Genomic DNA, 24743 nt, shown 5'->3' with positions numbered 1-24743 from the left:
TGGTGGAATTCAGGGTGCGGATTGTGCGACGGCGCCCGACCGAGCGGTCGGCACCGGGTTGCGGGGGTCATCCGCCAGCAACCAGCGCACCGCCGCCTGAGCTTGCAGCGATGTGCTGTCCAGCAGAGGCAGGGCCGCTGGCGTATCAGGCGGCAGCGCCAGCATCAACTCGGTACAGCCCAGCACCACCGCCTGGGCGCCCGCCTCGGCCAGGTGCTCCACCTGCGCTTGCAATAGCGCGGTGGTCTGCGGGCTGACGCGGCCGTGGCAGAGCTCCTCGTAGATCGCGCGATGGACAGCCTCGCGCCCTGACGGCCCAGGAACCCGCACCGTCATGCCATGCCGCTGCAATCGCTCGCCATAGAAGGGCAGCTCCATCGTGAATCGGGTTCCGAGCAGGCCGACGCGCTCCATGCCCCGCTCGCTCAAGGATTGGGCGGTGATGTCCACCAGATGCAGCAGCGGCAAGCCGGCCCGCTGTTCGATGTCATCGGCCACGGCATGCATGGTGTTGGTGGCCAGGATCAGGGCCTCGGCACCCGCCCGGCGCAGGCCGGCGCCGGCCTCTCCCAGCGCCTGGGCAATGCCCGCCCAATCACCGCCCGCCTGGGCGGCCGCCAGCGGCGCGAAGTCCACGCTATGGATCAGCAGGCGGGCACTGTGCAGGCCCCCTCGGGCCTCGGCCACGCCTTGATTGATCTGCGCATAGAGCTGAGCGGTCGAGACCCAGCTCATGCCCCCCAGCATCCCCAACATCCGACTCATCACCGCTCCAAAAAGAGGGGCACCAGGGACAGCAGCAACAAGAGCGCCATCCCCAAATTGAACAAGCGCTGCCGCACCCCCACCGCCATCCAAGCGCGCAGCGCGCTGCCGCACCAGGCCCACAGCGAGACCGAGGGGATATTGATCATCACAAACACCCCCGTGGCCAGCAGCACCGCCCACAAACCATGCCCGGGCACATAGGTGCTGAAGGCGCCCACGGCCATGATCCAGGCCTTGGGATTGACCCACTGAAAGGCAGCGGCCTCCAGAAAGGTCATCGGCCGGCCGCTTTTGCTCGACTGGAGTTCGGGGGCGCCGGAGCGCGCGATCGCCCATGCCAGATAGACCAGATAGGCCGCACCCAGCCACTTCAGCAACTCATAGGCTAGAGGCCAGCGCTCGAACAACTGCCCGAGCCCCAGCCCCACCGCCACCAGCATCACCCCAAAGCCGATGCCGATGCCCAGCACATGCGGGATCGAAGCCCGAAAGCCGTGGTTCACGCCCGAGGCCAACACCATCAGATTGTTCGGCCCCGGCGTCACCGAGGACACGCAGGCGAACAGGCAGAACGCCAACAGGACTTCCCCGCTCATGCCAGGCTCCTACTGCGTTGCCCCATGACAACCGTTGCAAGCACCAGTACCAAGAAGCCCAGCACGGCCAGATCCAACTGCTCCCCCAGCAACGGCACAGCCAGCAGCACCGAAAGAAAGGGTTGCAGGGTCTGCACCTGGCCCACCCGCAACGCGCCGCCCAGGGCCAACGCGCGGTACCAAGGGAAGAAGCCCATCCACATCGAGACCACCGCCACATAAGCGAAGCCTCCCCACGCCGGCGCGGGCACGTTCAGGCCCACGCCCTGCACCAGCCAGACCCAGGCCGCCAGCGGCAGGGTCAGGGGCAGGCACAGGACCAGGGCCCAGGAGATCACCTGCTCGGGCGGCATCTGGCCCGACAGTCGGGCGCCATGCACATAGCCGAAGGAAGAGCAGGCCACGGCCGCCAACAGCAGCAAATCGGCCACCGCCAGCGCACCGGCGCCGCGCCAGGCGGCAAACAGCAGCACCCAGACCAGGCCCAGCAAGGCACAGGTCCAGAAACGCAGCCCGGCGCGCTGGCCCAGCGCCCAGCTGGCGGCCACCGCCGTGCCCAAGGGCAACAGACCTGAGATCACAGCGGCATGGATGGCATCCACCTCACGCACCGCCCAGCCCAGGAACAGCGGCCAACCAAACACCACACCCGCCGCCATGGCGGCCAGGCTGCGCCACTGCGCCGGGCTCGGACGCTGTGCCCGCACGTAAAGCAGATAAACCGAAGCCAGCAGCCCCGCCACGACTGCGCGCCCGATCGCCACAAACATCGGTGGCAGCGCCGGCTCGGCCGAGCTGCCACTGGCTAGGCGCGTCATGGGGATGCTGAGCGCAAAGGCCAGCACGCCCAAGGCAGCCAACAACCAGGCACGGCGGGGAATCGGAGGACTGGCGGAATGCATGGTCTCGATTCTGGGTCGACAGACCAATACACGACCAATACACTTTGAAGAACAAGCAACCGATCTGTATTGATGCCATGAACCACACAGTGGGCCGCGCAGACGGCCTGGCGCAGACCCTGGCCCTGCGCATCGACCAACGCCTGCTGCTACCCGGCGCCCGCCTGCCTTCGGTGCGCGAGGCCGCGCGCTTGCACGGGCTCAGCCCCTCGACCGTGGTGGCCGCCTACGACCGCTTGCAAGCCCAGGGCCTGGTAGAGGCCCGCGCCCAGCGCGGCTTCTTCGTGCGCGAGACCCGGCCGGCCGGCAACACGCCGGCCCGCAGTGCAGCGCGCGCCACGGCCGCTGCCGGCCCCGCACCCTTTGATTCGCTGACCCTGATCCGCAGCCTGCTGCGCAGCGAGCAGCAGGACTCCCCCGCCCACGGCACCTTGCCGCTGAGCTGGCTGGACGCCACGCCGCTGCGCCAAGCCCTGCGCGCTGTACTGGCGCCCGGCCAGGACGCGCTGCTGTTGCGCTATGCCGACCCGGCTGGCGACCCCGAACTGCGCGCCGTGCTGGCCGCGCGCCTGGCCGAGATTGGTGTGCATGCCAATGCCGATCAGCTGCTCACAACGGTTGGCGCCACCCAGGCCCTGGACCTGATCGCCCACAGCCTGGCTCAACCCGGCGATGCGGTGCTGGTGGACGAACCGGGCTGGCCCATCGAGTACGCCCGCCTGACGCAAGCCGGGCTCCGCTTGCTGCCCGTGGCGCGCGGGCCCCAAGGCCCGGACCTGGCGCACATGGCGCAACTGATTCAGCAGCATCGGCCGCGCTTGTATGTGACGGTGTCGGTGCTGCACAACCCGACCGGGCATTGCCTGAACCTGGCCCAGGCCCATGAAGTGGTGCGCCTGTGCGAGAGCGGTGACACCTTGATCGTGGAAGACGACACCTATGCCGCCTTTGCCCCGGCCCACAGCCCGCGCCTGGCCGCACTGGATGGACTGCGGCGCACGCTTTATGTATCGGGCTTTGCCAAGATCCTGGGAGCGGGGTTGCGGGTGGGCTATGTGGCCGGTGCGCCGGCGCTGATCGCCCGCCTGACCGAGCGCAAGCTGGTGCATGAGCTGTGCAGCAGCGCCGTGCTCGAGCGCGCGCTGGCGCATCTGCTCACGCGCGGTGGCCTGCGCAAACAGGCCGAGCGCCTGCAAGTGCGCCTGCAAGCAGCGCGCAACCGCTGCGCGCGCCTGGCCGAACAGCATGGCTTTGAATTCGCGGCCCCGCCACAAGGCCTGTTCGGATGGCTGAACACCGGCGTGGACAGCGAGCAACTGGCGCAAGCGCTGCACCCCAGTGGCTGGGCCAGCGCGCCCGAGCGCCTGTTCAGCCCCAGCCGGCGCAGCGGCCCGCACCTGCGCGTGAACTTCGCCAGCGCGCAAGATGCCCGCTATTGGCAGGCGCTGGCAAAGGCACGCGACGCCTTGCGCTGATCGCTTATTCGGCCCACTCCAGGCGATTGCGCCCGGCCGACTTGGCCTGATAGAGCGCCGTGTCTGCGCGCGCCATCAAGGTCTGCGGGGTGTCGCCCGGCCGTGCCTGCGCCGCGCCGATGGAGACTGTGAGTGGGCGCGCCAGCAGCGCCGTCTCGCCCGACGGCTGCTTGGCCAACCAGGCCTGCAGGGCCGCTCCGCAGTCCTGCGCCACTTGCGCGGTGCTGCCCTCGAGCAGCAGCACGAACTCCTCGCCGCCGATGCGGGCGGCCAGATCGCCGCCGCGCCGACTGACCTGGCGCAGCGCCGCGGCCAGCACCTGCAAGGCACGGTCGCCGGCCGCATGGCCATGGTCATCGTTGAAGCGCTTGAAGTGATCGGCGTCGATCAGGAGCAGGCACAGCGGCGCCGCATTGCGCGCGCAGCGCCCCAGCGCCGCTTCCAGTCGCGGATCGAAACCGCGCCGGTTGGCCAACTGGGTCAGCGGATCGGTCTGCGCCGACTCAGCCAGGATCTGCACCTGCAACTCGATGCGCTGCAGCAGGTGGTTGCCTTCGTCGGCCAACTCGGAAATCTCGTCCTTGCCGCTCACGCTCAGGCGCGGCGTCCAGTCCTCGCCCACCCGCGCGGCGGCCATCTGGCGTTTGAGGCTGCGCAAGCGGCGCACCAGGCGCCAGTCCACCACCCAATACGAGCCCAGGGCCAGCAGCACCGCCATCACGATGAAGAGGCGATGCGCCCCGCGCAGCACCTCGTCCACCTGCAGTCGCATCTCACGCGGCCAGCTCAGTTCCAGCCAGGCCACCGGCTCCCCCCCCAGATCGCGCACCTGGGCACGCAGCCGATGCTGCGGCTCACCCGGCTGAATCCACAGGGTGGTCTGACCGGTGGACGATGCCAGCGACTCCAAACGCCTCCAATCCTGGGTGCCGCCCCGCTCCAGCGGCAGCAAGTTGAAGTCCAGCGCTGCACGTTCGCCCATCTCCCGCAGCTTGCTAGGCCCCAGACGTTCGGCCGTCAGCAGCACACCGGCGGAAGGGCCTTGTCCGTTGCTATCGAGCACGCTCAGATGGCAGAGCACCACCAGATCCGGCCCCAAAGCCGGCTCAAAGACCAAGGCGCAGCGACCCCGCTCAGTGGGCACCTGGCGGGCCTCACGTCCCGAGGGCTTGGCGGAACTCAGCACCATGCGGGCGATGGCCTGCGCGTCCTGGCTCGGATCGGTGACCACGGTGTGCACCACCCGTCCCTGCAGATCCAGCAGAGCCAGCCACACCAAACCCGATGCCGTCAGTGAATGGGGGCCCAGATTCTCTTCAGTAAAGCCGGGCTGAGGCTTGCGCAAGTGGTTGCGCAACTCGGTCCACTGGCTCCACTCGCGCGCGCCACGGGCGCGTTGGGCCACGGCGTCATCCAAGGTACCCAGCAAGCGCTGGAAATCCTTGCGCATGGCGGTCTGCTCAATGCGCTCAAAGCTGTCCGTGAGGAAGTGGTCGAGCCCAAAGGCACCGAGACCGCCCACACCGAAGGTGAACAGCAAAACCCAACCCAAGCTGTGCGAACGAAGTCCCATTGCTATCGAATGGCCATGGCGTTTCACTCCCGGAGCGTGCCAATAATAGAGACACGCCCGCCCTTTTTTGATCGGCCCCATGTCTGATTCCGCGCAACTGCATTTCCTCATCGTCGACAAGCTGGAGGGAGTGCAGCGTTTCGCCCGCAAGCTGCTCGAGGGCTATGGTTTTCGACCCGAGCAAATCGTCTGTGTGGCCAGTCCTTCCGAGGCTCTGCAACAAGTGGCGCGGCAGGCCCCCGACTTTCTGCTGACCGATTGGTTCGCCCGGCAAACACCGGATGGCCCCAGCTTGTGCGAACAGGTGCGGGCCCAGTATCCCGATTGCCGCATCGGCCTGACGAGCTTCGAGGTCGATGCCAGCCACGAGAGCCGTGCCCAGGCCCTGGGCGCGCGCTTCCTGCTCAAGAAGCCGTTTGACGCCGAGGCCCTGCGCGCCACGCTGCAGCGCAGTCTGGAGGACATTGCACTGCGCCATCCGGGCTTGATGGCCCGCATGGCCCAGCAAAGCGGCGGCCGCCTGGACCCACGCGCCGGCCGCCGCATCGAGTTGCCGCCGGTCGCTCTGCCCCCGGCACTCAAGGCCGGTGACGCCGTCAAGCACGACGGCAAGAGCCGCAAGGTATTGGCCGTGGTGATTCGCCACGGCGAGCAGTTGGCGCAGTTGGAAGGTGTGGCCGGCTTCGTGGCGGCGGACAAACTCAGCCGCTGAACTCAGTGACCGCGCTCAGTCACTGAGCGCGGTCCAGCGCTCCATCAACGCCATCAACTCATCGTCAATGGCCGCCGCGCGCGCAGTCACCTGGGCGATGCGTTCGGCACCCTGGGTGTACAGCTCGCTGCCGTTGAGCAGCGCATGCAGCTCGGCCTGCTCGGCCTCCAGGGTCTCGATCTGCTGGGGCAGCGCCTCCAGCTCGCGCTGCTCCTTGTAGCTGAGTTTGCGCTTGGGCTGGGCCGACGCGGCGGGCGGGGGGGCTGGCGCCGCCACCGGCTCTACCTTCTTTTCGCTGCGGGCCTTGGCCGCCGCCGCGCTGCGCGCGGACTGAGTCAGCCAGTCCTGCACGCTGCCCTCGAACTCGCGCCACTGCCCCGGGCCTTCGTGCACCAGAGTGCTGGTGACCACGCGGTCCAGAAAGCGACGATCGTGGCTGACCAGGAAGACCGTGCCGGGGTAGTCGATCAGCATTTCTTCGAGCAGATCGAGGGTCTCGATGTCGAGGTCGTTGGTGGGTTCGTCCAGCACCAGCACATTGGCGGGGCGAGCAAACAGGCGGGCCAGCAGCAGACGGTTGCGCTCACCGCCCGAGAGCGTGCGCACCGGGCTGTTGGCGCGCGCCGGACTGAACAGGAAGTTCACCATGTAGCTGTTCACATGTTGACGCTGCCCGCCGACCTCGACGTACTCGGAGCCCGGGCTGATGGTGTCAGCCAGGGTGGCATCCAGATCTAGGCCGGCCCGCATCTGGTCGAAATGCGCCACCGTGAGGCGCGTGCCAGTCTGCAGACGGCCGCCATCGGGCTGCAACTCGCCCAGGATGAGCTTGAGCAGCGTGGTCTTGCCCGCGCCGTTCGGGCCGATCAAGCCCACCTTGTCGCCGCGCATGAAGGTGGCCGTCAGTCCGTCCACGATGACACGCTCGCCAAAGGCCTTGCGCACGTCTTCCAGATCGGCCACCAGCTTGCCGCTGCGCTCGCCCACATCCACCTGCAGGCGCGCCCCGCCTTGCAGATTGCGGCGCTGCGCATGCTCCTCGCGCAGCTTGACCAAACGCGCAATGCGCGCCACAGACCGCGTGCGCCGGGCCTCCACGCCCTTGCGGATCCACACCTCTTCCTGCGCCAGCACCTTGTCGGCGCGGGCATTGGCCAGGGCCTCATTCTCCAGCTCGCGCTGCTTGGCGGCCTCGAAGGCGGCGAAGTTGCCCGGATAGCCCCGCAGCTGACCGCGGTCCAGTTCGACGATGCGGTTGCACACGGCATCCAAAAAGGCACGGTCGTGGGTGATGACCAGCAGGCTGCCGTTGAAGCTGCGCAGCAGCTCCTCCAACCAAAGGATGGCATCCAGGTCCAGGTGGTTGGTGGGCTCGTCCAAGAGCAGTACCTCGGGCTGGGCCACCAAGGCCTGGGCCAGGGCCACGCGCTTCTTGTAGCCGCCGCTCAGCTCGGCCACCGGCCGCTCGCCATCCAGACCCAGGCGGTGCAGGGCCTCGTCCACACGCTGTTCCCAGGTCCAGCCTTCGAGTTGCTCGATGCGCGTCTGCAGCGCATCCAGGTCCTCGCCTTCGGCATGGGCCTCGTAGCGGGCGCGCAAATCACGCGCTTCGGCCACGCCTTCGGCCACGGCATCAAAGACCGTGGCATCGCGCTCGAACACCGGCTCCTGCGGCACGTAGACGATGCGCACGCCCTTCTCGCGCTGCAGCAGCCCGTCATCGAGTTTCTCCAGGCCGGCCAGCACCTTGAGCAGCGAACTCTTGCCGCTGCCATTGCGCCCAATCAGACCGACGCGCTCGCCGGCCTCCAGGGAAAGATCGGCTGCGTCGAGCAGCGGCCAGTGGCCATAGGCCAGGTGGGCTTGGGAAAGGGACAAGAGAGCCATAGCCGGCCATTGTCCCAGCACGCCTCAATCCGCATCGGCCGCGCGCCAGGGCCAATCCAAGAAGCTGCTGCCCAACCACTGCACCCGCATCGGCGCGCCCGCATCGGCCAGAGTTTCATCGGATGGGTCTTTGCCACTGCCCAGATTGAACTGGGTATCGGGCTGCTGAATAACGCCCAAGGTCACGACCAAGCGGCTACCCGCAGCCAACTGCCGCCCCAACAAACGGGTGTCGCGCACGGGCAGGCGTTGGAGCGCACCGGGCTTCAGCAAGCGGCGCTGACGCCGGTCGGCCGCCTGGCTGGCGCGCTGCACCCAGTAGCCCAACTCCAGGTATTCGCCCTGAGCATTCAATTCGTAGACCGACAGGCTCAGGTCCACATCGCGCTTGTTCACGCGAAAGTGCAGTTCACCCCTCAGTTCCCCGGCGAGTTCAGCGGCCTTATCCAGCACTGGGCCGACAAACACCAGTCCGGCGCGGGGATCGAGCTGACGATGCAACACGCCTTCAGGCGCACGCCAGCCCGCGCCGCTGCGGTCGCGGAAACTCAGCTGCAGAACCACGCGCGCCGCCGCCTCGGCGTGCCCGGCAAGGCGGTGGGACCCACCCAGGGGGTCAGGCACCAGGTACAGACGCTGCCGCTGGTTCGCCATGGCATCCAGGCTGTCGCCATGGCGCCAGCGGTTGGCACCCATCACCTGCCAATTCACGCGCCCGGCCAGCAGCGCGGGACGAGGTCCACCCTTGAGGACATGGTCAAACCATTGCAGGCGCAGGGCCTGCAGATCCACCCGCGCGACCGGGTCGGTCAGGTATCCACGCACCACCGGCGGCACACCGGCCTGCATGCTGAAGTGCTCGAAGGGTCCGATCAGCAGGCGGTGATCGGCCTGCGGATGGTGGCGCAGGTGCTCACGGAAGTAGTGCAGGGCCCCGATTTGGGCACCGTCGAAGTAACCGGTGGTGGCCAGCACCGGGATGTCAATGCCCGCGTACTCGGTGCCCTGGGGAATCAGCGTTGACCAGTAGCGGTCATAAACCGGATGGCGCAGCCACTCGCTGAAGAGGGGATTGGGCTCGCCGTCCAAGGCCGGCAGGTCGCGATAGGCGCGGCCACTGGCCCACCAGCGCCGATTCAATTCGGCCCAGCGCGCGCTGTCGCCATAACGGGCCTCGTCCAAGCCCGGCCCGGACGCCACGTAGTGCGGCCAGGGGAAGAGGAAGTTCATGAATACCCCCCCTTCCATCGGCACGTCGATGCCCGGCGCCGCCGTGGCCGAGGCGGCGATGGCCTTTAGGGCCGGCGGCCGGCGCTTGGCTGCCGCCCAGGCGGTGAAGCCGCTGTAGCTGCCGCCATACATGCCCACCCGGCCGTCGCTCCAGGGCTGGGCGGCGATCCAATCGATCACCGCGTGGGCATCCGCGCCGTCATGTCGATAGGGCTGGACTGCCCCTCGACTCTCGCCCTTGCCTCGCGAAAAGGACACCACCCCCACATAGCCATGGGCGGCGGCACGCTTGGCATCGCCAAAGGCCCAGTCCTCGCGCGCGTAAATGGTGTGCTGCAGCAGCGCCGGCAAGGCCGCGGCTTGACGCGGCCGCACCACCCGCACCGAGAGCTCGGCGCCGTCCGGCGTGCGCAACTGTTCGCGTTGCACCGCGTAGCGGCGCGCATCGTCGGCCTGCAGCTCGGCTTGAAACAGGGGCTGGAACGCGGCATAGCTGGCATGGACCTGCCAGGCTCGCAACAGGGCCAGGGCATCGGCATGCGGCAGGGTTGCGCGGCCACTCGCCTTGGCCAACGCAGCCTCCAGCTCGGCGCGCCAACGGGGCAGCGAACCCCCGAAGCCGAACTCGGCAGCCCAGGCGCTGCGGTCATCCAGGGCGGCAAAGCGGCTCAGAAACACCGCCCGCCAGGCCTCGGCAAAGTCCACGCCCTGCGCGGCTTGCACCGCCTTGGCGCGTGCATAGAGCTCGTACTGCAGGAACATGGGCGTCTGACCGGGCGCCAACCTACCCTGCTGCGCGCGCAAGGCCTCGATGCTTGCCAACGCCTCTTCATAGCGTTGCGCCACCAGTTGCAAGCGAAAGCGCTGCGCCAGGGGCAGTGGGAGGTTCTCGGGGCTGGGCGCATCCAACAGGCGTTGCGCCAGATCGCGAAGCGGCGCCTCCAGCGCTTCGCCCACCTCCGTGGGCAGGGCCTGCGCCAAGGTCAGGGTTGCGCTGGCCTGCGCCGTGCTGGCAGCGGGCTGCGCCGCCGCCGGACCTAGCAGTCCCGCACAGACCAGCGCCAGCGCCGCGCGCCGGATCCAATTCACCGGCACGCCTCGGAGCTCAACAGCAACGCTCAAGGGCGTCCAGGTACTGCGCAGCCACATCCAGCCCGGCCTGCGCGCTGATCTCCTGGAAGCAGGTCGGGCTGGTGACGTTGATCTCGGTGAGGAAGCCACCGATCAAGTCCAGGCCCACCAGCAGCAGGCCGCGCGCGGCCAAGGTCGGACCCAAGGCCTCCGCCACCTCGCGCTCGCGCGCCGTCAGCGGCATGGCCACACCCTTGCCACCAGCCGCCAAGTTACCGCGCACCTCACCGCCCTGGGGAATGCGCGCGAGGCTGTGCGACACCGGCACGCCGTCGATCAAGAGCACGCGCTTGTCGCCCTCCACGATCTCGGGCAGGTAGCGCTGCGCCATGATGGTCTGACTGCCGTACTGCGTCAGTTGCTCCAAGATGGCGCCCAGGTTCAGGCCGTCCTCGCGCACGCGGAAGATGCCCATGCCGCCCATGCCGTCCAGGGGCTTGAAGATCACATCACGCTGCTCGGCATGGAAGGCCCGCAGCGCCGCCGAATCGCGGCTCACCAGGGTGGGCGCGATGAATTCGGGGAACTCCATCAGCGCGAGCTTTTCGGGGTGCTCGCGCAAGGCGCTGGGCTTGTTGAAGACCTTGGCGCCCTCGCGCTCGGCCTGGCTCAGCAGATGGGTGGCGTAAATGAACTCGGCGTCAAAGGGCGGATCCTTGCGCATCAGCACGGCGCCCACTTCGCACAGGGCCAAGTCGGCAGATTCGACCCCCGCAAACCAGTCCTTCAGGGCGGTGCCATAGGTGCTGGTCAGCGCTGCGGCGCTGAGCTCGATGCGCTGTGCGCCGCGCGCCTGCACTTGCTGGCCGCGTTGCCAGTGCAGCCGCGGGGTCTCACAGGTCCACAGGCGATGGCCGCGCCGGGCCGCCTCGCGCATCATCGCGAAGCTGCTGTCCTTGTGGGTCTTGAAGTGGTCGAGCGGATCGACGATGAAGAGCAGGTCCATGCGCGCCAGTGTGTCAGACTGGCCCAGGAGGTACGCAACTCATGTGTCGATTCCTGGCTTACCGTGGGGACTCCATCTACCTGGAGGATCTGGTCTGCCGACCCAAGCACTCGCTGGTGCGGCAGAGCCTGCGCGCCGAGCAGTCGGTGCTGGTGACCAATGGCGATGGCTTTGGCGTGGGCTGGTATGGCGACCGCGACACGCCCGGCCTCTACCGCCAGGTGACCCCGGCCTGGAGCGACGAGAACCTCAAAGCGCTGGCCGCCCATGTGCGCTCGCACCTGTTCTTTGCCCATGTGCGGGCGGCTACGGGCGGCGGCATCTCGCTGGCCAACTGCCACCCGTTCACGGCGGCATCCTTTCTCTTCATGCACAACGGTCAGGTCGGCGGCTTTGGCGAGGTGCACCGCGAGCTGGAGGCGCAGCTGCCCGACACCCTATGGCACCAGCGCCGCGGCGGTACGGACTCGGAGCTCATCTTCCTGCTCATCGTGCAGCAACTGGTGAACGGCTATGGCCCGGTGGAGGCCACCTGCGCGGTGCTCAGCGACATCTGGGGCCGCATGAAGAGCGCGGGTGTCGAGGCGCCGCTGCGTTTTTCTGCCGCGCTGGCCGACGGTGACGATGTGTTCGCCTTCCGCTGGGCCAGCGACCAGCAGCCCCCCACGCTGTACCACCACCGCGCGGCCTATGGGCAGATGGTGGCCAGCGAGCCGCTGGAGGGCGACCCGCAGGGCTGGGATTTGCTGGAGCCCGGCCAGGCCCTGTGCCTGCATGCCGATGGGCGCAGCAGCGCCCACGCGCTCACGATCCGCTGAGCCGCAAGGCCATGCGGTAGGTGAGCCCGGCCACCAGGTAGGCCAGGCCGAAATAGGCCGCGGCCACGCCCAGCGGCATGCGCCAGCTGCCCGACTCGCGGCGGATGGCGGCCAAGGTGCTCAGGCATTGCGGCGCCACCACATACCAGGCCAGCAAGGCCAGGGCGGTGGCGAGCGACCACTGCTGGGCCAGGGCCTGCGAGAGCGCATCGCCCTCGGCCGATAGCGCATAGACCGTGGCCAGAGCGCCCACGGCCACCTCGCGCGCCGCCAGCCCGGGCACCAGGGCGATGGCGATCTGCCAATTGAAGCCGATGGGCTCGAACAGCCCGGCCAACGCACGGCCGATCTGACCGGCCAGGCTGTATTCAATGGCCGGCCGCGTGGCCCCCTCGGGCGCCCCGGGAAAGCTGGCCAGCAGCCACATCGCCAGGGTGAGCAGCAGGATGATGCCGCCCACGCGGCGCAGAAAGATCCAGGCCCGCTGCAGCAGGCCGATGCCCAGATTGCGCACACGCGGCCAGTGGTATTCGGGCAGTTCCATCATCAGCGTGCGCACCTCGCCGCGCGCGGTCAAACGCTTGAGCACCCAGGCCACCGCCGCCGCGCTGAGGATGCCCGCCAGATAGAGGGCAAACAGCACCAGACCCTGCAACTCCACCCCGCCAGCCAGCGGGCGCGCCGGAACAAAGGCGCCGATCAGCAAGGCGTAGACCGGCAAGCGCGCCGAACAGGTCATCAGCGGCGCCAGGGCCATGGTGACCTTGCGGTCGCGCGGGTTGGCAATCGAGCGCGTGGCCATGATGCCGGGGATGGCGCAGGCGAAGCTCGAAAGCAGCGGAATGAAGCTGCGGCCCGACAGGCCCAGGCCGCCCATCCAGCGGTCCAGCAGATAGGCCGCGCGCGGCAGATAGCCGCTTTCCTCCAGCACCAGGATGAAGGCGAACAGGATCAGGATCTGCGGCAGAAACACCAGCACCCCGCCCAGGCCGGCCACCAGGCCGTCGACGGCCAAGCTGCGCAGCCAGCCGGGTGCGCCCAGCCCCTCCAGGGCCGGGCCCAGCCATTGGCCCAGCGCGTTGGCACCGGCCTGAATCAGCGCCTTGGGCGCCTCCGCCCAGGCGAACACGGCCTGGAACATGGCGAACATCAGCAGAGCCATCAACAAGGGGCCCAGCCAGGGGTGCAGCACCCAGCGGTCGATGCGCTCGGTGGGCCCAGGCGGCAGCGCACGGTCCAGGCCCAGGCGCGTCAGCATCGCGGCGATGCGCTGGCCGTCGTCGGCGTCGCTGGGCGGCGGCGGCGCCGGGCGCCAAACCGCCGGATCGTCCAGCAGGGCCCGCAATTCGGCCACCCCCTGGCCCTGCACGGCCACCGCCCGCACCACCGGCAGGCCCAGTTCATGACTCAAGGCCTGGGGGTCAATCTGCAGACCGCGACGCTCGGCCACATCGGCCATGTTCAGCACCAGCACACAGGGCAGACCCTGGCGCTGCGCGGCCAGCACCAGGCGCAGATGCCGGCGCAGATTGCTCGCATCCACCACACAGAGCAGCAGGTCGGGGCGCTTTTCACCCACCGCCTGGCCAGCCAGGACATCGCGGGTCACGCGCTCGTCGGGGCTGCGCGGATGCAGGCTGTAGGTGCCGGGCAGATCCAGCAGGCGCAGGCGCTCGCCGGCCTCGGTCTGCAGGCGGCCTTCCTTGCGCTCCACGGTCACGCCGGCGTAATTCGCCACCTTCTGGCGGCTGCCGGTCAGGCGATTGAAGAGCGCCGTCTTGCCGCAGTTGGGGTTGCCCAGCAGAGCCAGCAGGCGGCCCGGCGGGTGCACATGAACAATGGCGGAATTCATTTCTGCGGCTGCAGTTCGACGCAGGCCGCCTCGGCGCGACGCAGGGCGAAGCGGGTGGCCCCCACCTGCACCACCAACGGGTCGCCGCCCCAGGGCGCACGGCGCAGCACCCGCACGGTCTCGCCCGGCTCGAAGCCCAGGTCCTGCAACTGCTGCGCCCAACCCATGGCCGCGCCGCCCAGGGCGCGCACGGTGGCAGGCTGCAGCAGGGGAAGTCGATCCAGGGTCATGGCAGGACGGCAAGCGGTGAGGCCGCCAGTCTACTTAAATGCGAATCCTTCGCATTTGTCCTGCATCAAGTCCGGCGCAGGGCCAGCGCCAGCAGGCCCACCAGCACCGCCCAGAAGGGCGCGCCAATGCCGGCGATCTGCACGCCCGAGAGCGTGATCAGAAAGGTCAGCACCGCCGCGTCGCGCTCGCCCTCCTCCTTCATGCCGGCGGCCAGACCATTGCCGATGGCGCCCAGCAAGGCCAGGGCCGCCACCGCCAGCACCAGGGCTTTGGGCAGGGCAGCAAACAAGGTCACCACCGCGCCCCCGGCCAAACCCAGCAAGATGTAGAACAGACCCGCAGCCACGGGTGCGAGCCAGCGCCGCGCTGGGTCCTCATGCGCCTCGCGACCCATGCAGATCGCCGCGGTGATGGCGGCCAGGTTGATGGCGAAGGCCCCAAAGGGCGCCAGCACCAGGGTGACCACACCGGTCGCCCCGATCACCGGCGACAGCGGCACCCGCACGCCCGCCGCCCGCTGGGCTGCCACCCCGGGCAGGTTCTGCGAGGCCATGGTGACGACGAACAAGGGCAGGGCCAGCCCCACCAGGCCCTGCAAGCTAAAGCGCGGGCTCACCCACTCCGGGCTCGCCCACCCACCCTTCAGCGTCATGGGGCCGATCTGACCCCAGCTGGCAGCCAGCACCAAGCCCAGCACCAACACCCCGGGCACGGCATAGCGCGGCCACCAACGCCGCCCTGCCAGATAGGCCAGCAGCATGGCGCCCACCAGGGGCAAGGCGGCGGGCGCAGCCGTGACGGCATCCAAGCCGAAGCGGGCCAACACCCCCGCCAACAAACTGGCGGCGATGCTGGCAGGGATGCGGTTCATCAGGCGCTCGAACAAGCCGCTGAAGCCTGCCACCGCGATGAGCGCCCCACAGACCACAAAGGCGCCCACCCCTTCGGCCAGGCTCAAGCCCGCGCTGGCCGCAATCAGGGCAGAACCCGGCGTGCTCCAGGCGGTCAGCACCGGCTGGCGCGTGGCCCACGAAAGCGCGATGGATGTGAGGCCCGTGCCCAGGCCCAGGGCCCAGATCCAGGACGCCGTCTGCGCCGACGTGGCGCCTAGGGCCTGGGCCGCTTGGAACACCAGGGCCACCGAGCTGGTGAAGCCCACCAGCACGGCCACGAAGCCGGCGACCAGGGCGGGGAGATCCTGGCGCGAGAGTGGCATCAGATCTCGACTTTTGAACCCAACTCCACCACCCGATTCGCCGGCAAATGCAGGAAGTCGGCAATCCCGGCCGCGTTGCGATGCATGCTGGCAAACAGCTTTTCCCGCCACAGGGCCATGCCCGAGCCGATGGTCGGAATCACGATGTCGCGGCTCAGGAAGTAGCTGGTGTCCATGTCATCCAGCTGGATGCCATGCTGACGCAACAGGGCCAAGGCCTCAGGAACATCCGGCTCGTTCTTGAAACCGAAGTGCAGGGTGGCCTGCCAGCAGTTGTTGCCCAGGCTTTCAACCTCGACGCGGCGGTCGAAACCGATCCAAGGCCGCTCGTGATGCCGCACGGTGACGAACACGTTCTCCTCGTGCAGCACCTTGTTGTGCTTGAGGTTGTGCAGCAGCGCATTGGGCGTGATGCCGGGCTCGCCCGAAAGGAACACCGCCGTGCCAGCCACCCGCGTGGGCGGGCTGACAAAGACGGCCTGCAGGAAGCTCTTCAGGTCGATCGAGTCCTCGCGCAGCTTGTCGGACAGCAGGCGCCGGCCCTGCTTCCAAGTCAGCATCAACGTGAACATCCAAATGCCGATGGCGAGCGGGAACCAACCGCCACTGGGCACCTTGAGCAGGTTGGAGGCCAGGAAGGTCACGTCGATGACGAAGAAGGCGCCGGTGGCGGCGACGCACAGGGCCAGCGGATAGCCCCAGCCGTGGCGGATCACAAAGAAGGTCAGGATGGTGGTGATGGTCATGTCCATCGTCACCGCCACGCCATAGGCCCCGGCCATCTTGCTGCTGGAGCCAAAGAACACCACGGCCACCACCACAAAGGCAAACAGCGCCCAGTTGACCGCCGGCACATAGATCTGGCCGACCTCCTTGACCGAGGTGTGGTGGATGCGCATGCGCGGCAGGATGCCCAGCTGCATGGCCTGTTTGCTGACCGAGAAGCTGGCCGTGATGAGCGCCTGCGAGGCCACCGCCGCCGCCAGCGTGGCAAGGCCAAACAGCGGGATCTCAGCCCAATCCGGCGCCAGCAGGAAGAAGGGGTTTTTGATGGCCTCGGGGTTGCTGAGCAGCAGCGCGCCCTGGCCAAAGTAATTGACGGCCAAGGCCGGCATCACCAGGCCATACCAGGCCCAGCGGATCGGGCGCTTGCCGAAGTGCCCCATATCGGCATAGAGCGCCTCGCCGCCCGTCACCACCAGCACCGCCGCGCCCAGCGCCACAAAGGCGATGGTCTTGTGCGTCAGGCCGAAGTCGATGGCGTAGCGCGGGTCCAGTGCGGCAAGCACCTCGGGGTGGGCCCACACTTGGGGCAGGCCCAAGGCCACCAGGGCCACAAACCAGACCAGCATGATGGGACCGAAGCTCTTGCCCACCGTGCCGGTGCCCAAACGCTGAAAGGCAAACAAGCCCGCCAGGATCAACAGGGTCAGGGGCAGGATCAGTCCGTGATAGGCCGGTGCATAGACATCGATGCCCTCGACCGCACCGAGCACCGTCATCGCCGGTGTGATGACGGCGTCACCAAAAAAGATCGCCGTCCCGAACAGGCCCAGCAGCATCAGGCGAGCGCGCAGCACCGGTTTGCTCTTCACCGCCTGGGTGGCCAGAGCCAGCATGGCGATGAGCCCGCCCTCGCCATTGTTGTCGGCTCGCAGGATGAGCAGCACGTACTTGAACGAGACCACCACGGTCATGGTCCAGAACAGCAGCGACAGCACGCCCAGCACATTGCCCGGCGTGACCGGCAGATGGGCCGAATGGAACACCTCGCGCAGCGCATAGAGCGGGCTGGTGCCGATATCACCGTAAACGACGCCCAGGGCGCCCAGGGTCAGGCCGGCATGCGCAGCCAAGGTGCGCGCGGGCGGTTGGTGTGAATCACTCACAAAGGCAGAACGGCGCCATGGGGCGCCGTCAAATCAATAGGTGGGTGCATTGTGCGCCGGTTTGTCACCATGCATGTTGCAGCGCAGCAATCAAATCGGCTTGGCCGCAGGCGTCACCGCGCTCGGCAGTTCTCGCCACCAAGCCTGCAGCGAGGCCAGGGCTGGGCCGGAGAGCGCGGGAGACCCCGCCATGAAGCCATCGAAACGCGCCAGTGGGATCGGCAGCCGCTCCAACGCCAAGTCATTCAACAGCGCGTCCTGCCCGCGCAGATCGACCTCCAGCAGCACCGCAAAGTCGTGCCGCCCGGCGTGCAGCTTGCGCAGCACCTGGGGGGTGTCAAAGGCTGTGTCGTCGATGTCCAGTCCGCGCAGCCGGGCGGCTTCGCGGGCCATGCGCAGTCCAGCTCGGGTTCCCAGGCGCGGGGGCACCGCAAACTGGCGCCCATCCCAACCCAGGCTGGCCCCGCGCCGACGCACCAGCACCACCCGCTCTTCTTTGATGCGCAGCCGAGAGTCGGGCCGCCCTTGGCGGTCCAAGGGGAAGCGGAAATCGGCCAGGCTTTCGGGGGTGGCCGCCAGATAGACCGCATCCAACTCGCCCTCCAGCACCATGCGGTGGCAGCGCTTGATGGGCCAATAGTGCAGGCTCACTGCCACACCCGCACGGCGCCCGGCCTCCAGGAACTGGCGCTCGCGCGTCCCCGGGTTGGCAGGATCCAAGGTGATAGACGGCGGATACGCCAGATTGGCAATGCACACACGCAGCCCCGGCCCCTGAGCGCAGGCCAACCAAGGCCACAGCAGCAGCAAAGCAAGGCGAGCGTAGGCCATGCGGTTCAGGATGCGCTGGCCTCCAGCTCCTCACGCTCGGGGTCGGCAGCTTCCAGCTCGTAGCTGGCCGCCAGCATGGCCAAGCGCGCCACCACGCCGTACATGTAGAAGCGGTTGGGCACGCTGGCGCCTGGCTGCCCCCCCGGGCGGGGCAACTGGGCCGCTTGTGCAAAGGCCAGAGGTTCGAAGCGAGCGCCAGCCACATTCAAGTCCTCGTCGGGGCGACGCTCAGCGTGCAAGCGATAGAAGCCCCCGACCACATAGCGATCCATCATGTACACGACGGGTTCTGCGGCGGCCGCATCCACCCGCTCCCGCGTTGGCACGCCCTCCTGGATCAGCATCTCGCTGGGCGCCCCTTGGCCCAGATTCAGCGCCTCCAGGTCCTTGGCGTCGTAGACGGTCACGCCCGCTAGGCGTTGCGAGCCATCGTCGGCCTTGAGCACCACAAAGGGCCGCTCGGTGATGCCGTAGTCCTTGTACTTGCGTCGGATCTTGCTGAGCACCGCGTCCACCTGAGTCTGCGCACAGGCCAGGCCACTGCCATCGCCTTCATTGACGCGATCGCATTGGCCAAACATGGGGTTGATCAGCCAGGGGTCCATGCCCAGCAGCTTGGCAAAGCGCTTGGCCAACTCGTCATAGGCCCTGAAGTGCTGACTGCGCCGCCGCACCGCCCAGGCCGCATGCAAAGGGGGAAGCAGGTATTGCTCATCCAGATGCTTGAGCAGCTGCGGCACGCCGCCGGCCAGCTCGCTATTGAGCAAGATGGTGCAGGGGTCAAAGTCCTTCAGCCCCAGCCGCCCCCGCTGGCGCAGCAAGGGCTCCAGCACCAGGTCCTCACCCTCCAGGGTGCGAAGCGGGGTCGGGCTTTGAATATCGGCATCCAAACTGCCCAGTCGCACATTCAGCCCCGCCTGCCGAAAGATGCGCACCAGAGTCGACAGATGGCTCAGATAGCCGGCATCGCGCACCTGCGCTTCCGGGATCAGCAGCAGGTTCTTGGCCTCGGGGCAGATCTTCTCAATGGCCGCCATGGCCGCCTGCACGGCCAGGGGCAACATGGCCCGATCCAGTTGGTTGAAGGCCTGTGGATGCAGAACGGTATCCATCGGTGCCAGCTTGAAACCGGCATTGCGCACATCCACGGCGCTGTAGAAGGGCGGCGTGTGCTCCATCCATTCCAGCCGAAACCAGCGCTCGATGGCCGGCATGGACTCCAGGATGCGTTCCTCCAGTTCGTTGATGGGGCCGCTTTGCGCGGTAATGAGATGGGGAACCATGGACACACACTCCTGCGGCGGATTCTGACCGAACAACCGGCCTCAAATGGGGCAGGAGCCGGACTTCACAAGCCCAGCTATGCTGGGCCTCCATGAAGTCAAAAATCCTGATCGTCGATGACCAGGCCGACATTCGCCGGTTGATCCGCTTCGCGTTGGAGGGAGGCGGGCACACTTTGTTCGAGGCCGCCAATGGCGCGCTGGCCCTGCAGATCGCAAAGGCCATCAAGCCCGATCTGGTGATCTTGGATCAGGTGATGCCCGGCGGCCTGGATGGCCTGCAGGTGTTGCAGGCCCTTAAGGCCGATGCCGAGTTGTCCCACGCCCTGGTGCTGATGCTGACCGGCAATGCCGAGGAGCGGGACAAGCAGGCCGCCCTGAGTGCCGGGGCGAACTACTTCCTGACCAAGCCCTTTGCGCCGGCCAAGCTGGGCGACCTGATCACCATCATGCTCAAGGCGCGGCCACCGCAACAATGAAAAAGGCCGCCCGAAGGCGGCCTGCTGTTCAGTGCGCGGGGTTCACTTGGTGTAGGCCGTCTCGCCGTGGCTGGCGATGTCCAGGCCCTCGCGCTCTTCCTCTTCGCTGACGCGCAGACCGATGGTCCAGTCCACCAGCTTGAAGGCCACCAGCGAGACCACGGCGCTCCACACCACCGTCAGCCCCACGGCCTTGGCCTGCGCCAGGAACTGGGTGCCAATCGAATAGGCATCCGGCGCCACCATGCCGGCTGTGACCCAATCGGCCACGCTGCTCACACCGCCCAGATTGGGACTGTTGAACACACCCGTCAGCAGCGCACCGACGATGCCGCACACGCCGTGCACGCCGAACACATCCAACGAGTCATCGGCGCCCAGCTTCCGCTTGAGCCAGCTCACCCCCCACAGGCCCGCCAGACCGGCGATGAAGCCGATGGCCAGCGCCCCACCCAGACCCACGTTGCCGCAGGCCGGGGTGATGGCCACCAGACCCGCCACCGCACCCGATGCCGCACCGAGCATCGAAGCCTTGCCGCGATGCAGGGCTTCGCCCAGGCACCAGCTCAGCACCGCCGCTGCCGTGGCAATGAAGGTATTGATGAAGGCCAGCGCCGCAAAGCCATTGGCCTCCAGCGCCGAGCCGGCGTTGAAGCCGAACCAGCCCACCCACAGCAGGGCGGCACCGGTCATGGTCAGGGGCAGGTTGTGCGGCACGATGGCATCGCGCCCGTACCCGATCCGCTTGCCCACCACATAGGCCCCCACAAGACCGGCCACGGCCGCATTGATGTGCACCACGGTGCCGCCAGCAAAGTCCAGCGCACCCCACTGCCAAATCAGACCGGCCTTGTCATTCATGGATGCAGCCACATCGGCCGTCGCGTAGGCATCCGGCCCCATCCAGAACCACACCATATGGGCGACGGGCAGGTAGCTGAAGGTGAACCACAGCACGCTGAAGGCCAACACGGCACTGAAGCGGATGCGCTCAGCAAAGGCTCCCACGATCAGGCAGCAGGTGATGCCGGCGAAAGTGGCTTGGAAGGCGGCGAACAGCAACTCCGGGATGTAGACCCCCTTGCTGAAAGTGGCGGCAGGCGCAAAGCTGCCGGCCACGGGATCCCAGATGCCCTTGAGCATCAGGCGATCCAACCCGCCGATCAGGCTGCTCCCTTCCGTGAAGGCCAGGCTGTAGCCATAGATCACCCACAACACCACGATCAGCGAGAAGGTCACCAGCACCTGCATCAACACGCTGAGCATGTTTTTGGCGCGCACCAGGCCGCCATAGAACAGCGCCAGGCCCGGCACGGTCATCAAGATGACCAGCAGAGTGGCCACCATCATCCAGGCGTTGTCGCCCTTGTCGAACTTGGGCGGCGTGGGTGCCGTCGCCTGGGCGTCCACTGCGGCCCCGCCCGTGGCAACCTGAGCCGCAGCGGATGCCTCCAGGGCGGGGACGGCCGAGGCGGCAGCATCCATCAGCGGCGCAGCTGAAGCCGCCGGCTCCTGCGCCCCAACGGACGCCATCAGGCCCAGACCGCAAAGGGCCAGGCAGGCAAGGAATTTCTTCATCACAGACTCCGGTTCAAAGTGCGGCTTCACCGGTCTCGCCAGTGCGGATGCGGATCACTTGCTCAAGCGGCTGGACAAAGACCTTGCCGTCGCCGATCTTGCCGGTGCGTGCTGCGCGCTCAATCGCCTCGATAACTTGATCCACCACGGCGTCGGCCACGGCCGCTTCGATCTTGATCTTGGGCAGAAAGTCCACCACGTACTCGGCGCCGCGATAGAGCTCGGTATGGCCCTTCTGGCGACCGAAGCCCTTGACCTCGGTGACGGTCAGGCCCTGGATGCCAATGGCGGACAGGGCCTCGCGCACCTCGTCGAGCTTGAAGGGTTTGATGACGGCGGTGATGAGTTTCATGCGGGTCTCCGGTGAATGCACCCGAGGACGAGTCGGGCAGGGTCAACCCGGTTTTGCAGCTTCCGTGCCAGCGCCAAGCCGGCACAAAGATCGCCTTGCCGCACCGTCCCGGTGCGCTTTGGGCTCACTTTCGACCCCATGCACCGTTACGGGGCGCCGGCTCGGGATCAGAATCGGTGCAGGGAGACCCACCATGAGCCTGGCCCTGCTTCACAGTCGTGCCCTCTGCGGCCTCGCGGCCCTGCCGGTGACCGTTGAGGTTCATCTGGCCCCCGGCCTGCCCAGCTTCACCCTGGTGGGCCTGGCGGACACCGAGGTCAAGGAAGCGCGCGAACGAGTCCGCGCAGCGCTCACCAGCAGCGGACTGCAGTTCCCACATGACCGCCGCATCACCGTGAATCTGGCGCCGGCCGACCTGCCCAAGGAAGGGGCGCGCTTTGACCTGCCCATCGCGCTGGGCCTGTTGGTGGCCAGCGGGCAGCTGCCGGCCAGCGGCCTGGATCAATTGGAGTGGGCCGGCGAACTCTCATTGAGCGGCGAGTTGCGCCCGGTGCGCGGAGCGCTGGCGCAGGCTTTGGCGCTGCGCCGCGAAGGCGCGTCGCGTGGCCTGGTTCTGCCAGCCGCCAGCGCCCAAGAGGCCGCCTGGGTGGAGGGCGTGCGACTTCATGTGGCCCAGGATCTGCTCGGCCTGGTCGCCGCCTTGCAGGACGGCAGTCTGCCTACCTTGCCGCGCCAGGCACGGCCGGCGCCGCTGGAGCTGCCCTTGGACCTGCGCGATGTGCGCGGCCAGGCCGGCCCCAAGCGCGCACTGGAGGTGGCCGCAGCAGGAGCCCACCATCTGCTGTTGGTCGGTCCACCAGGCACCGGCAAATCCATGCTGGCGCAGCGCCTGCCAGGTCTGCTGCCACCCCTGCCGCTGGAGGCCGCGCTCGAAGTCGCCGCCTTGCAGTCTCTGGTGGGCAGCTTTGCCGCCGAGACCTTTGCCCAGCGTCCGTTCCGCTGTCCGCACCACAGTGCCTCGGCCGTGGCCCTGGTAGGCGGGGCCTCGCCGCCGCGGCCGGGCGAAATTTCACTGGCGCACCACGGTGTTCTGTTTCTGGACGAACTGCCCGAGTTCCCCCGTGCCGCGTTGGAGGCCCTGCGCGAGCCACTGGAGACCGGCCGGATTCACATCGCCCGCGCGGCCCGCAGCAGCGAGTTCCCTGCTCGCTTCCAACTGGTGGCTGCCATGAACCCCTGCCCCTGTGGCCATTTGGGCAATCCGCTCAAGGCCTGCCGCTGCAGTCCGGAGCAAGTCTCGCGCTACCAGGGGCGACTTTCAGGCCCCCTGCTCGACCGCCTGGACTTGCTGGTGGAGGTTCCCCTTCTGCATCCGACGGAGCTGGCGGCTGCGCCCGACGGCGAGGGCAGTGCCGAAGTGGCCGCGCGCGTGGCCGAGGCACAGGCATTGGCGCTGGAGCGACAGGGCTGCCTGAATGCGCAACTCCCGGTCGGTCAGTTAGAGCGCTTTGCACCGCTTCAAGCTGCCGCGGCGCAACTGCTCCAGCAGGCCGCCCAGCGCCTGGCGTGGTCGGGCCGCGCGCTGCACCGCGTGCAGCGGGTGGCGCGCACGCTGGCAGATCTGGGCCGGCGCCCCCAGATCGAGGCCAGCGACATCGCCCAGGCCATTCAGATGCACCGCGCCCTGCCGCGCTGAGCCGCGCACAATCGCCGTCCTCATACGAACTTGGAGCACGGCCATGGGATTGCTGGATTCAATCGTCGGCGCGGTCAGCGGACAACTCCAAGGCCAGGGCGGCGGCGCGGACCTGATCGGCAGCCTGCTGCGTCAGGTCGGAGGCGGCCAAGGCCTGGCCGGCTTGGTGGAACAGCTCAGCCGAGGCGGCTTGGGCGAGATCGTTCAGAGTTGGGTCGGCACCGGCGCCAATCTGCCCATCAGTGCGCAGCAGATCGAACAAGGTCTGGGCGGCGATTTGATTGGCCAGCTGGCTCAGCAATTTGGCCTCAACCCGGCTCAACTCAGCCAGCAGCTGGCCCAGCAGCTGCCGCAGGTGGTGGATGGGCTGACCCCGCAAGGCCAGCTGCCCACCGGCGGCATCGACGATTTGCTGGGGCAGCTGAGCGGCCTGTTGCAGCGCTGAAGCTGCGACTCAGCGGCGGGCGATCAACTCGCCCGAGCCGCTGACCTGGCTCTTCACCTTGGGGCGGCCGGCATACGCCAGGTCACCGCTGCCAGACAGGTCGGCATCCAGTTCCTGGGCCACGCCCAGGCGCAGATCGCCACTGCCCGACAGCTTGGCCCGCACCTGCTGACCACTTAGAGAGGCCGCGTCCACATCGCCGCTGCCGCTGAGATGGAAGTCCTGGCGCTCGACGGCGCCTGCGACGCGCAAGTCTCCGGAGCCGCTCAGGCGCGCTGACAGCTCGCGGGCCTCCACCAGGCCCACCGCCACATCGCCCGAACCGCTCATGTCGAGTTCCAGGCGATCGCCCTTGTACTGATCCAGCCGCACATCGCCAGAACCGCGCACCATCAGGCCTTGGAGCCGCTTGAAATCCACCGCCACCCGCAATGACTGGCGGCTGCTGAAGCTGGCGCCGGCGCGCACGCCAATCACCAAGGTATCGCCCTCCACCGAGGTTTGGATCAGGGGCTCGATGTTGTCATCAGCCTGCACCCGCAGGCCCTCGGCAGCGGCCGCGTGCAGATGCACATCCAGCGGGCCATCAACGCGCACCCGGGTGAAGGGCGCCACACTGCGCGCCCTGTCTACCAGCTGGCCCGAGCCCTTGGCGCGCTGACCGCCTGAACCATAGAGCGTGGTGCCCCCCAGCGTGATGGAGAGATGCTTGGCCTCATTCTTGATGCGCAACACCCATTCCTGTTCCTCGGCCATGGCCAGACCGGACACGGTCAGCGCACAGCAAAGCGCAAGGGCACGAACAGGCAGGGATGAGCGACGCATGGAGAACTCCTGAGGGCAGTGGAATTGA

The 24743-nt window shown here is 67.7% G+C and carries 22 protein-coding genes; 6 read left to right on the top strand and 16 right to left on the bottom strand.

What is annotated here, in order from left to right:
- Positions 1-9 precede the first annotated feature (9 nt).
- Genes FF090_RS02635 through FF090_RS02625 form a run of 3 tightly spaced genes read right to left on the bottom strand, consistent with a single transcriptional unit; the run spans position 10 to position 2266 of the window.
- Positions 10-765: an aspartate/glutamate racemase family protein gene (locus FF090_RS02635; RefSeq protein ID WP_138855256.1), complete on the bottom strand. Its 756-nt coding sequence runs from the start codon at positions 763-765 to the stop codon at positions 10-12.
- Positions 765-1364 carry a LysE family translocator gene (locus tag FF090_RS02630; protein WP_138855255.1) on the bottom strand — a complete coding sequence of 200 codons (600 nt, stop codon included), beginning with the start codon at positions 1362-1364 and terminating at the stop codon, positions 765-767. Before FF090_RS02630 ends, FF090_RS02635 begins: the two co-directional genes overlap by 1 nt.
- Complete coding sequence (locus FF090_RS02625; RefSeq protein WP_138855254.1) at positions 1361-2266, bottom strand: DMT family transporter; 906 nt, start codon at positions 2264-2266, stop codon at positions 1361-1363. Before FF090_RS02625 ends, FF090_RS02630 begins: the two co-directional genes overlap by 4 nt.
- Positions 2267-2343: 77 nt before the next feature.
- Between FF090_RS02625 and FF090_RS02620 the strand changes: the two genes are divergently transcribed.
- A complete protein-coding gene (locus FF090_RS02620) occupies positions 2344-3741 on the top strand; it encodes an aminotransferase-like domain-containing protein (RefSeq protein ID WP_138855253.1) in 1398 nt (465 codons plus the stop codon).
- 4 nt (positions 3742-3745) lie between these two features.
- On the opposite strand, the gene FF090_RS02615 is transcribed toward FF090_RS02620, so the two are convergent.
- A complete protein-coding gene (locus FF090_RS02615; protein ID WP_175423486.1) occupies positions 3746-5314 on the bottom strand; it encodes a sensor domain-containing diguanylate cyclase in 1569 nt (522 codons plus the stop codon).
- 79 nt (positions 5315-5393) lie between these two features.
- Here FF090_RS02615 and FF090_RS02610 point away from each other — a divergent pair, with 79 nt between their 5' ends.
- Complete coding sequence (locus tag FF090_RS02610) at positions 5394-6026, top strand: response regulator (protein WP_138855251.1); 633 nt, start codon at positions 5394-5396, stop codon at positions 6024-6026.
- 15 nt (positions 6027-6041) lie between these two features.
- Here FF090_RS02610 and FF090_RS02605 read toward each other — a convergent pair whose 3' ends face one another.
- From FF090_RS02605 to gshB, 3 genes are read right to left on the bottom strand one after another with little or no spacing between them, the layout of a single operon-like run.
- Entirely contained in the window at positions 6042-7913 is a 1872-nt protein-coding gene (locus tag FF090_RS02605; protein ID WP_138855250.1) for an ATP-binding cassette domain-containing protein, read from the bottom strand.
- A gap of 24 nt (positions 7914-7937) precedes the next feature.
- Complete coding sequence (locus FF090_RS02600; RefSeq protein WP_175423485.1) at positions 7938-10265, bottom strand: CocE/NonD family hydrolase; 2328 nt, start codon at positions 10263-10265, stop codon at positions 7938-7940.
- On the bottom strand, positions 10249-11220 hold the full coding sequence (gene gshB, locus FF090_RS02595; RefSeq protein ID WP_138855248.1) for a glutathione synthase: 972 nt from the start codon (positions 11218-11220) through the stop codon (positions 10249-10251). Before gshB ends, FF090_RS02600 begins: the two co-directional genes overlap by 17 nt.
- A gap of 41 nt (positions 11221-11261) precedes the next feature.
- Between gshB and FF090_RS02590 the strand changes: the two genes are divergently transcribed.
- On the top strand, positions 11262-12038 hold the full coding sequence (locus FF090_RS02590; protein WP_138855247.1) for a class II glutamine amidotransferase: 777 nt from the start codon (positions 11262-11264) through the stop codon (positions 12036-12038).
- On the opposite strand, the gene feoB is transcribed toward FF090_RS02590, so the two are convergent.
- The 6 genes from feoB to gshA form a co-directional block, all read right to left on the bottom strand.
- On the bottom strand, positions 12025-13890 hold the full coding sequence (gene feoB, locus FF090_RS02585; RefSeq protein WP_138855246.1) for a ferrous iron transporter B: 1866 nt from the start codon (positions 13888-13890) through the stop codon (positions 12025-12027). The two genes, FF090_RS02590 and feoB, sit on opposite strands and share 14 nt — an antisense overlap.
- The gene (locus FF090_RS02580) at positions 13887-14120 is read right to left on the bottom strand and encodes a FeoA family protein (RefSeq protein ID WP_138855245.1); all 234 of its coding nucleotides are present in this window, start codon (positions 14118-14120) and stop codon (positions 13887-13889) included. Before FF090_RS02580 ends, feoB begins: the two co-directional genes overlap by 4 nt.
- 65 nt (positions 14121-14185) lie before the next feature.
- Entirely contained in the window at positions 14186-15337 is a 1152-nt protein-coding gene (locus tag FF090_RS02575) for a benzoate/H(+) symporter BenE family transporter (protein WP_138855244.1), read from the bottom strand.
- Positions 15337-17193: a potassium transporter Kup gene (locus FF090_RS02570; protein WP_221305013.1), complete on the bottom strand. Its 1857-nt coding sequence runs from the start codon at positions 17191-17193 to the stop codon at positions 15337-15339. The genes FF090_RS02575 and FF090_RS02570 overlap by 1 nt, the downstream gene beginning before the upstream one ends.
- Before the next feature lie 123 nt (positions 17194-17316).
- The gene (locus tag FF090_RS02565) at positions 17317-18057 is read right to left on the bottom strand and encodes a hypothetical protein (protein ID WP_138855242.1); all 741 of its coding nucleotides are present in this window, start codon (positions 18055-18057) and stop codon (positions 17317-17319) included.
- A gap of 5 nt (positions 18058-18062) precedes the next feature.
- Entirely contained in the window at positions 18063-19340 is a 1278-nt protein-coding gene (gene gshA / locus FF090_RS02560; protein ID WP_138855241.1) for a glutamate--cysteine ligase, read from the bottom strand.
- A gap of 92 nt (positions 19341-19432) precedes the next feature.
- On the opposite strand from gshA, the gene FF090_RS02555 reads away from it, so the two are divergent.
- Positions 19433-19819, top strand: coding sequence for a response regulator (locus FF090_RS02555; protein ID WP_138855240.1), 387 nt, complete (start codon positions 19433-19435; stop codon positions 19817-19819).
- Positions 19820-19861: 42 nt separating this feature from the next.
- On the opposite strand, the gene amt is transcribed toward FF090_RS02555, so the two are convergent.
- Positions 19862-21397, bottom strand: a complete 1536-nt coding sequence (gene amt / locus FF090_RS02550; RefSeq protein WP_138855239.1) for an ammonium transporter — start codon at positions 21395-21397, stop codon at positions 19862-19864.
- 13 nt (positions 21398-21410) lie between these two features.
- Complete coding sequence (gene glnK / locus FF090_RS02545) at positions 21411-21749, bottom strand: P-II family nitrogen regulator (RefSeq protein ID WP_138855238.1); 339 nt, start codon at positions 21747-21749, stop codon at positions 21411-21413.
- A gap of 193 nt (positions 21750-21942) precedes the next feature.
- On the opposite strand from glnK, the gene FF090_RS02540 reads away from it, so the two are divergent.
- Positions 21943-23445, top strand: a complete 1503-nt coding sequence (locus tag FF090_RS02540) for a YifB family Mg chelatase-like AAA ATPase (RefSeq protein WP_138855237.1) — start codon at positions 21943-21945, stop codon at positions 23443-23445.
- 43 nt (positions 23446-23488) lie between these two features.
- A complete protein-coding gene (locus tag FF090_RS02535) occupies positions 23489-23890 on the top strand; it encodes a YidB family protein (RefSeq protein WP_138855236.1) in 402 nt (133 codons plus the stop codon).
- A gap of 9 nt (positions 23891-23899) precedes the next feature.
- Here FF090_RS02535 and FF090_RS02530 read toward each other — a convergent pair whose 3' ends face one another.
- On the bottom strand, positions 23900-24715 hold the full coding sequence (locus FF090_RS02530) for a head GIN domain-containing protein (RefSeq protein WP_175423484.1): 816 nt from the start codon (positions 24713-24715) through the stop codon (positions 23900-23902).
- Positions 24716-24743 lie beyond the last annotated feature (28 nt).

This window comes from Inhella inkyongensis, from assembly GCF_005952805.1.
Taxonomy (GTDB): domain Bacteria; phylum Pseudomonadota; class Gammaproteobacteria; order Burkholderiales; family Burkholderiaceae_C; genus Inhella; species Inhella inkyongensis.
This window is presented reverse-complemented; position numbering and strand designations above follow the sequence as displayed.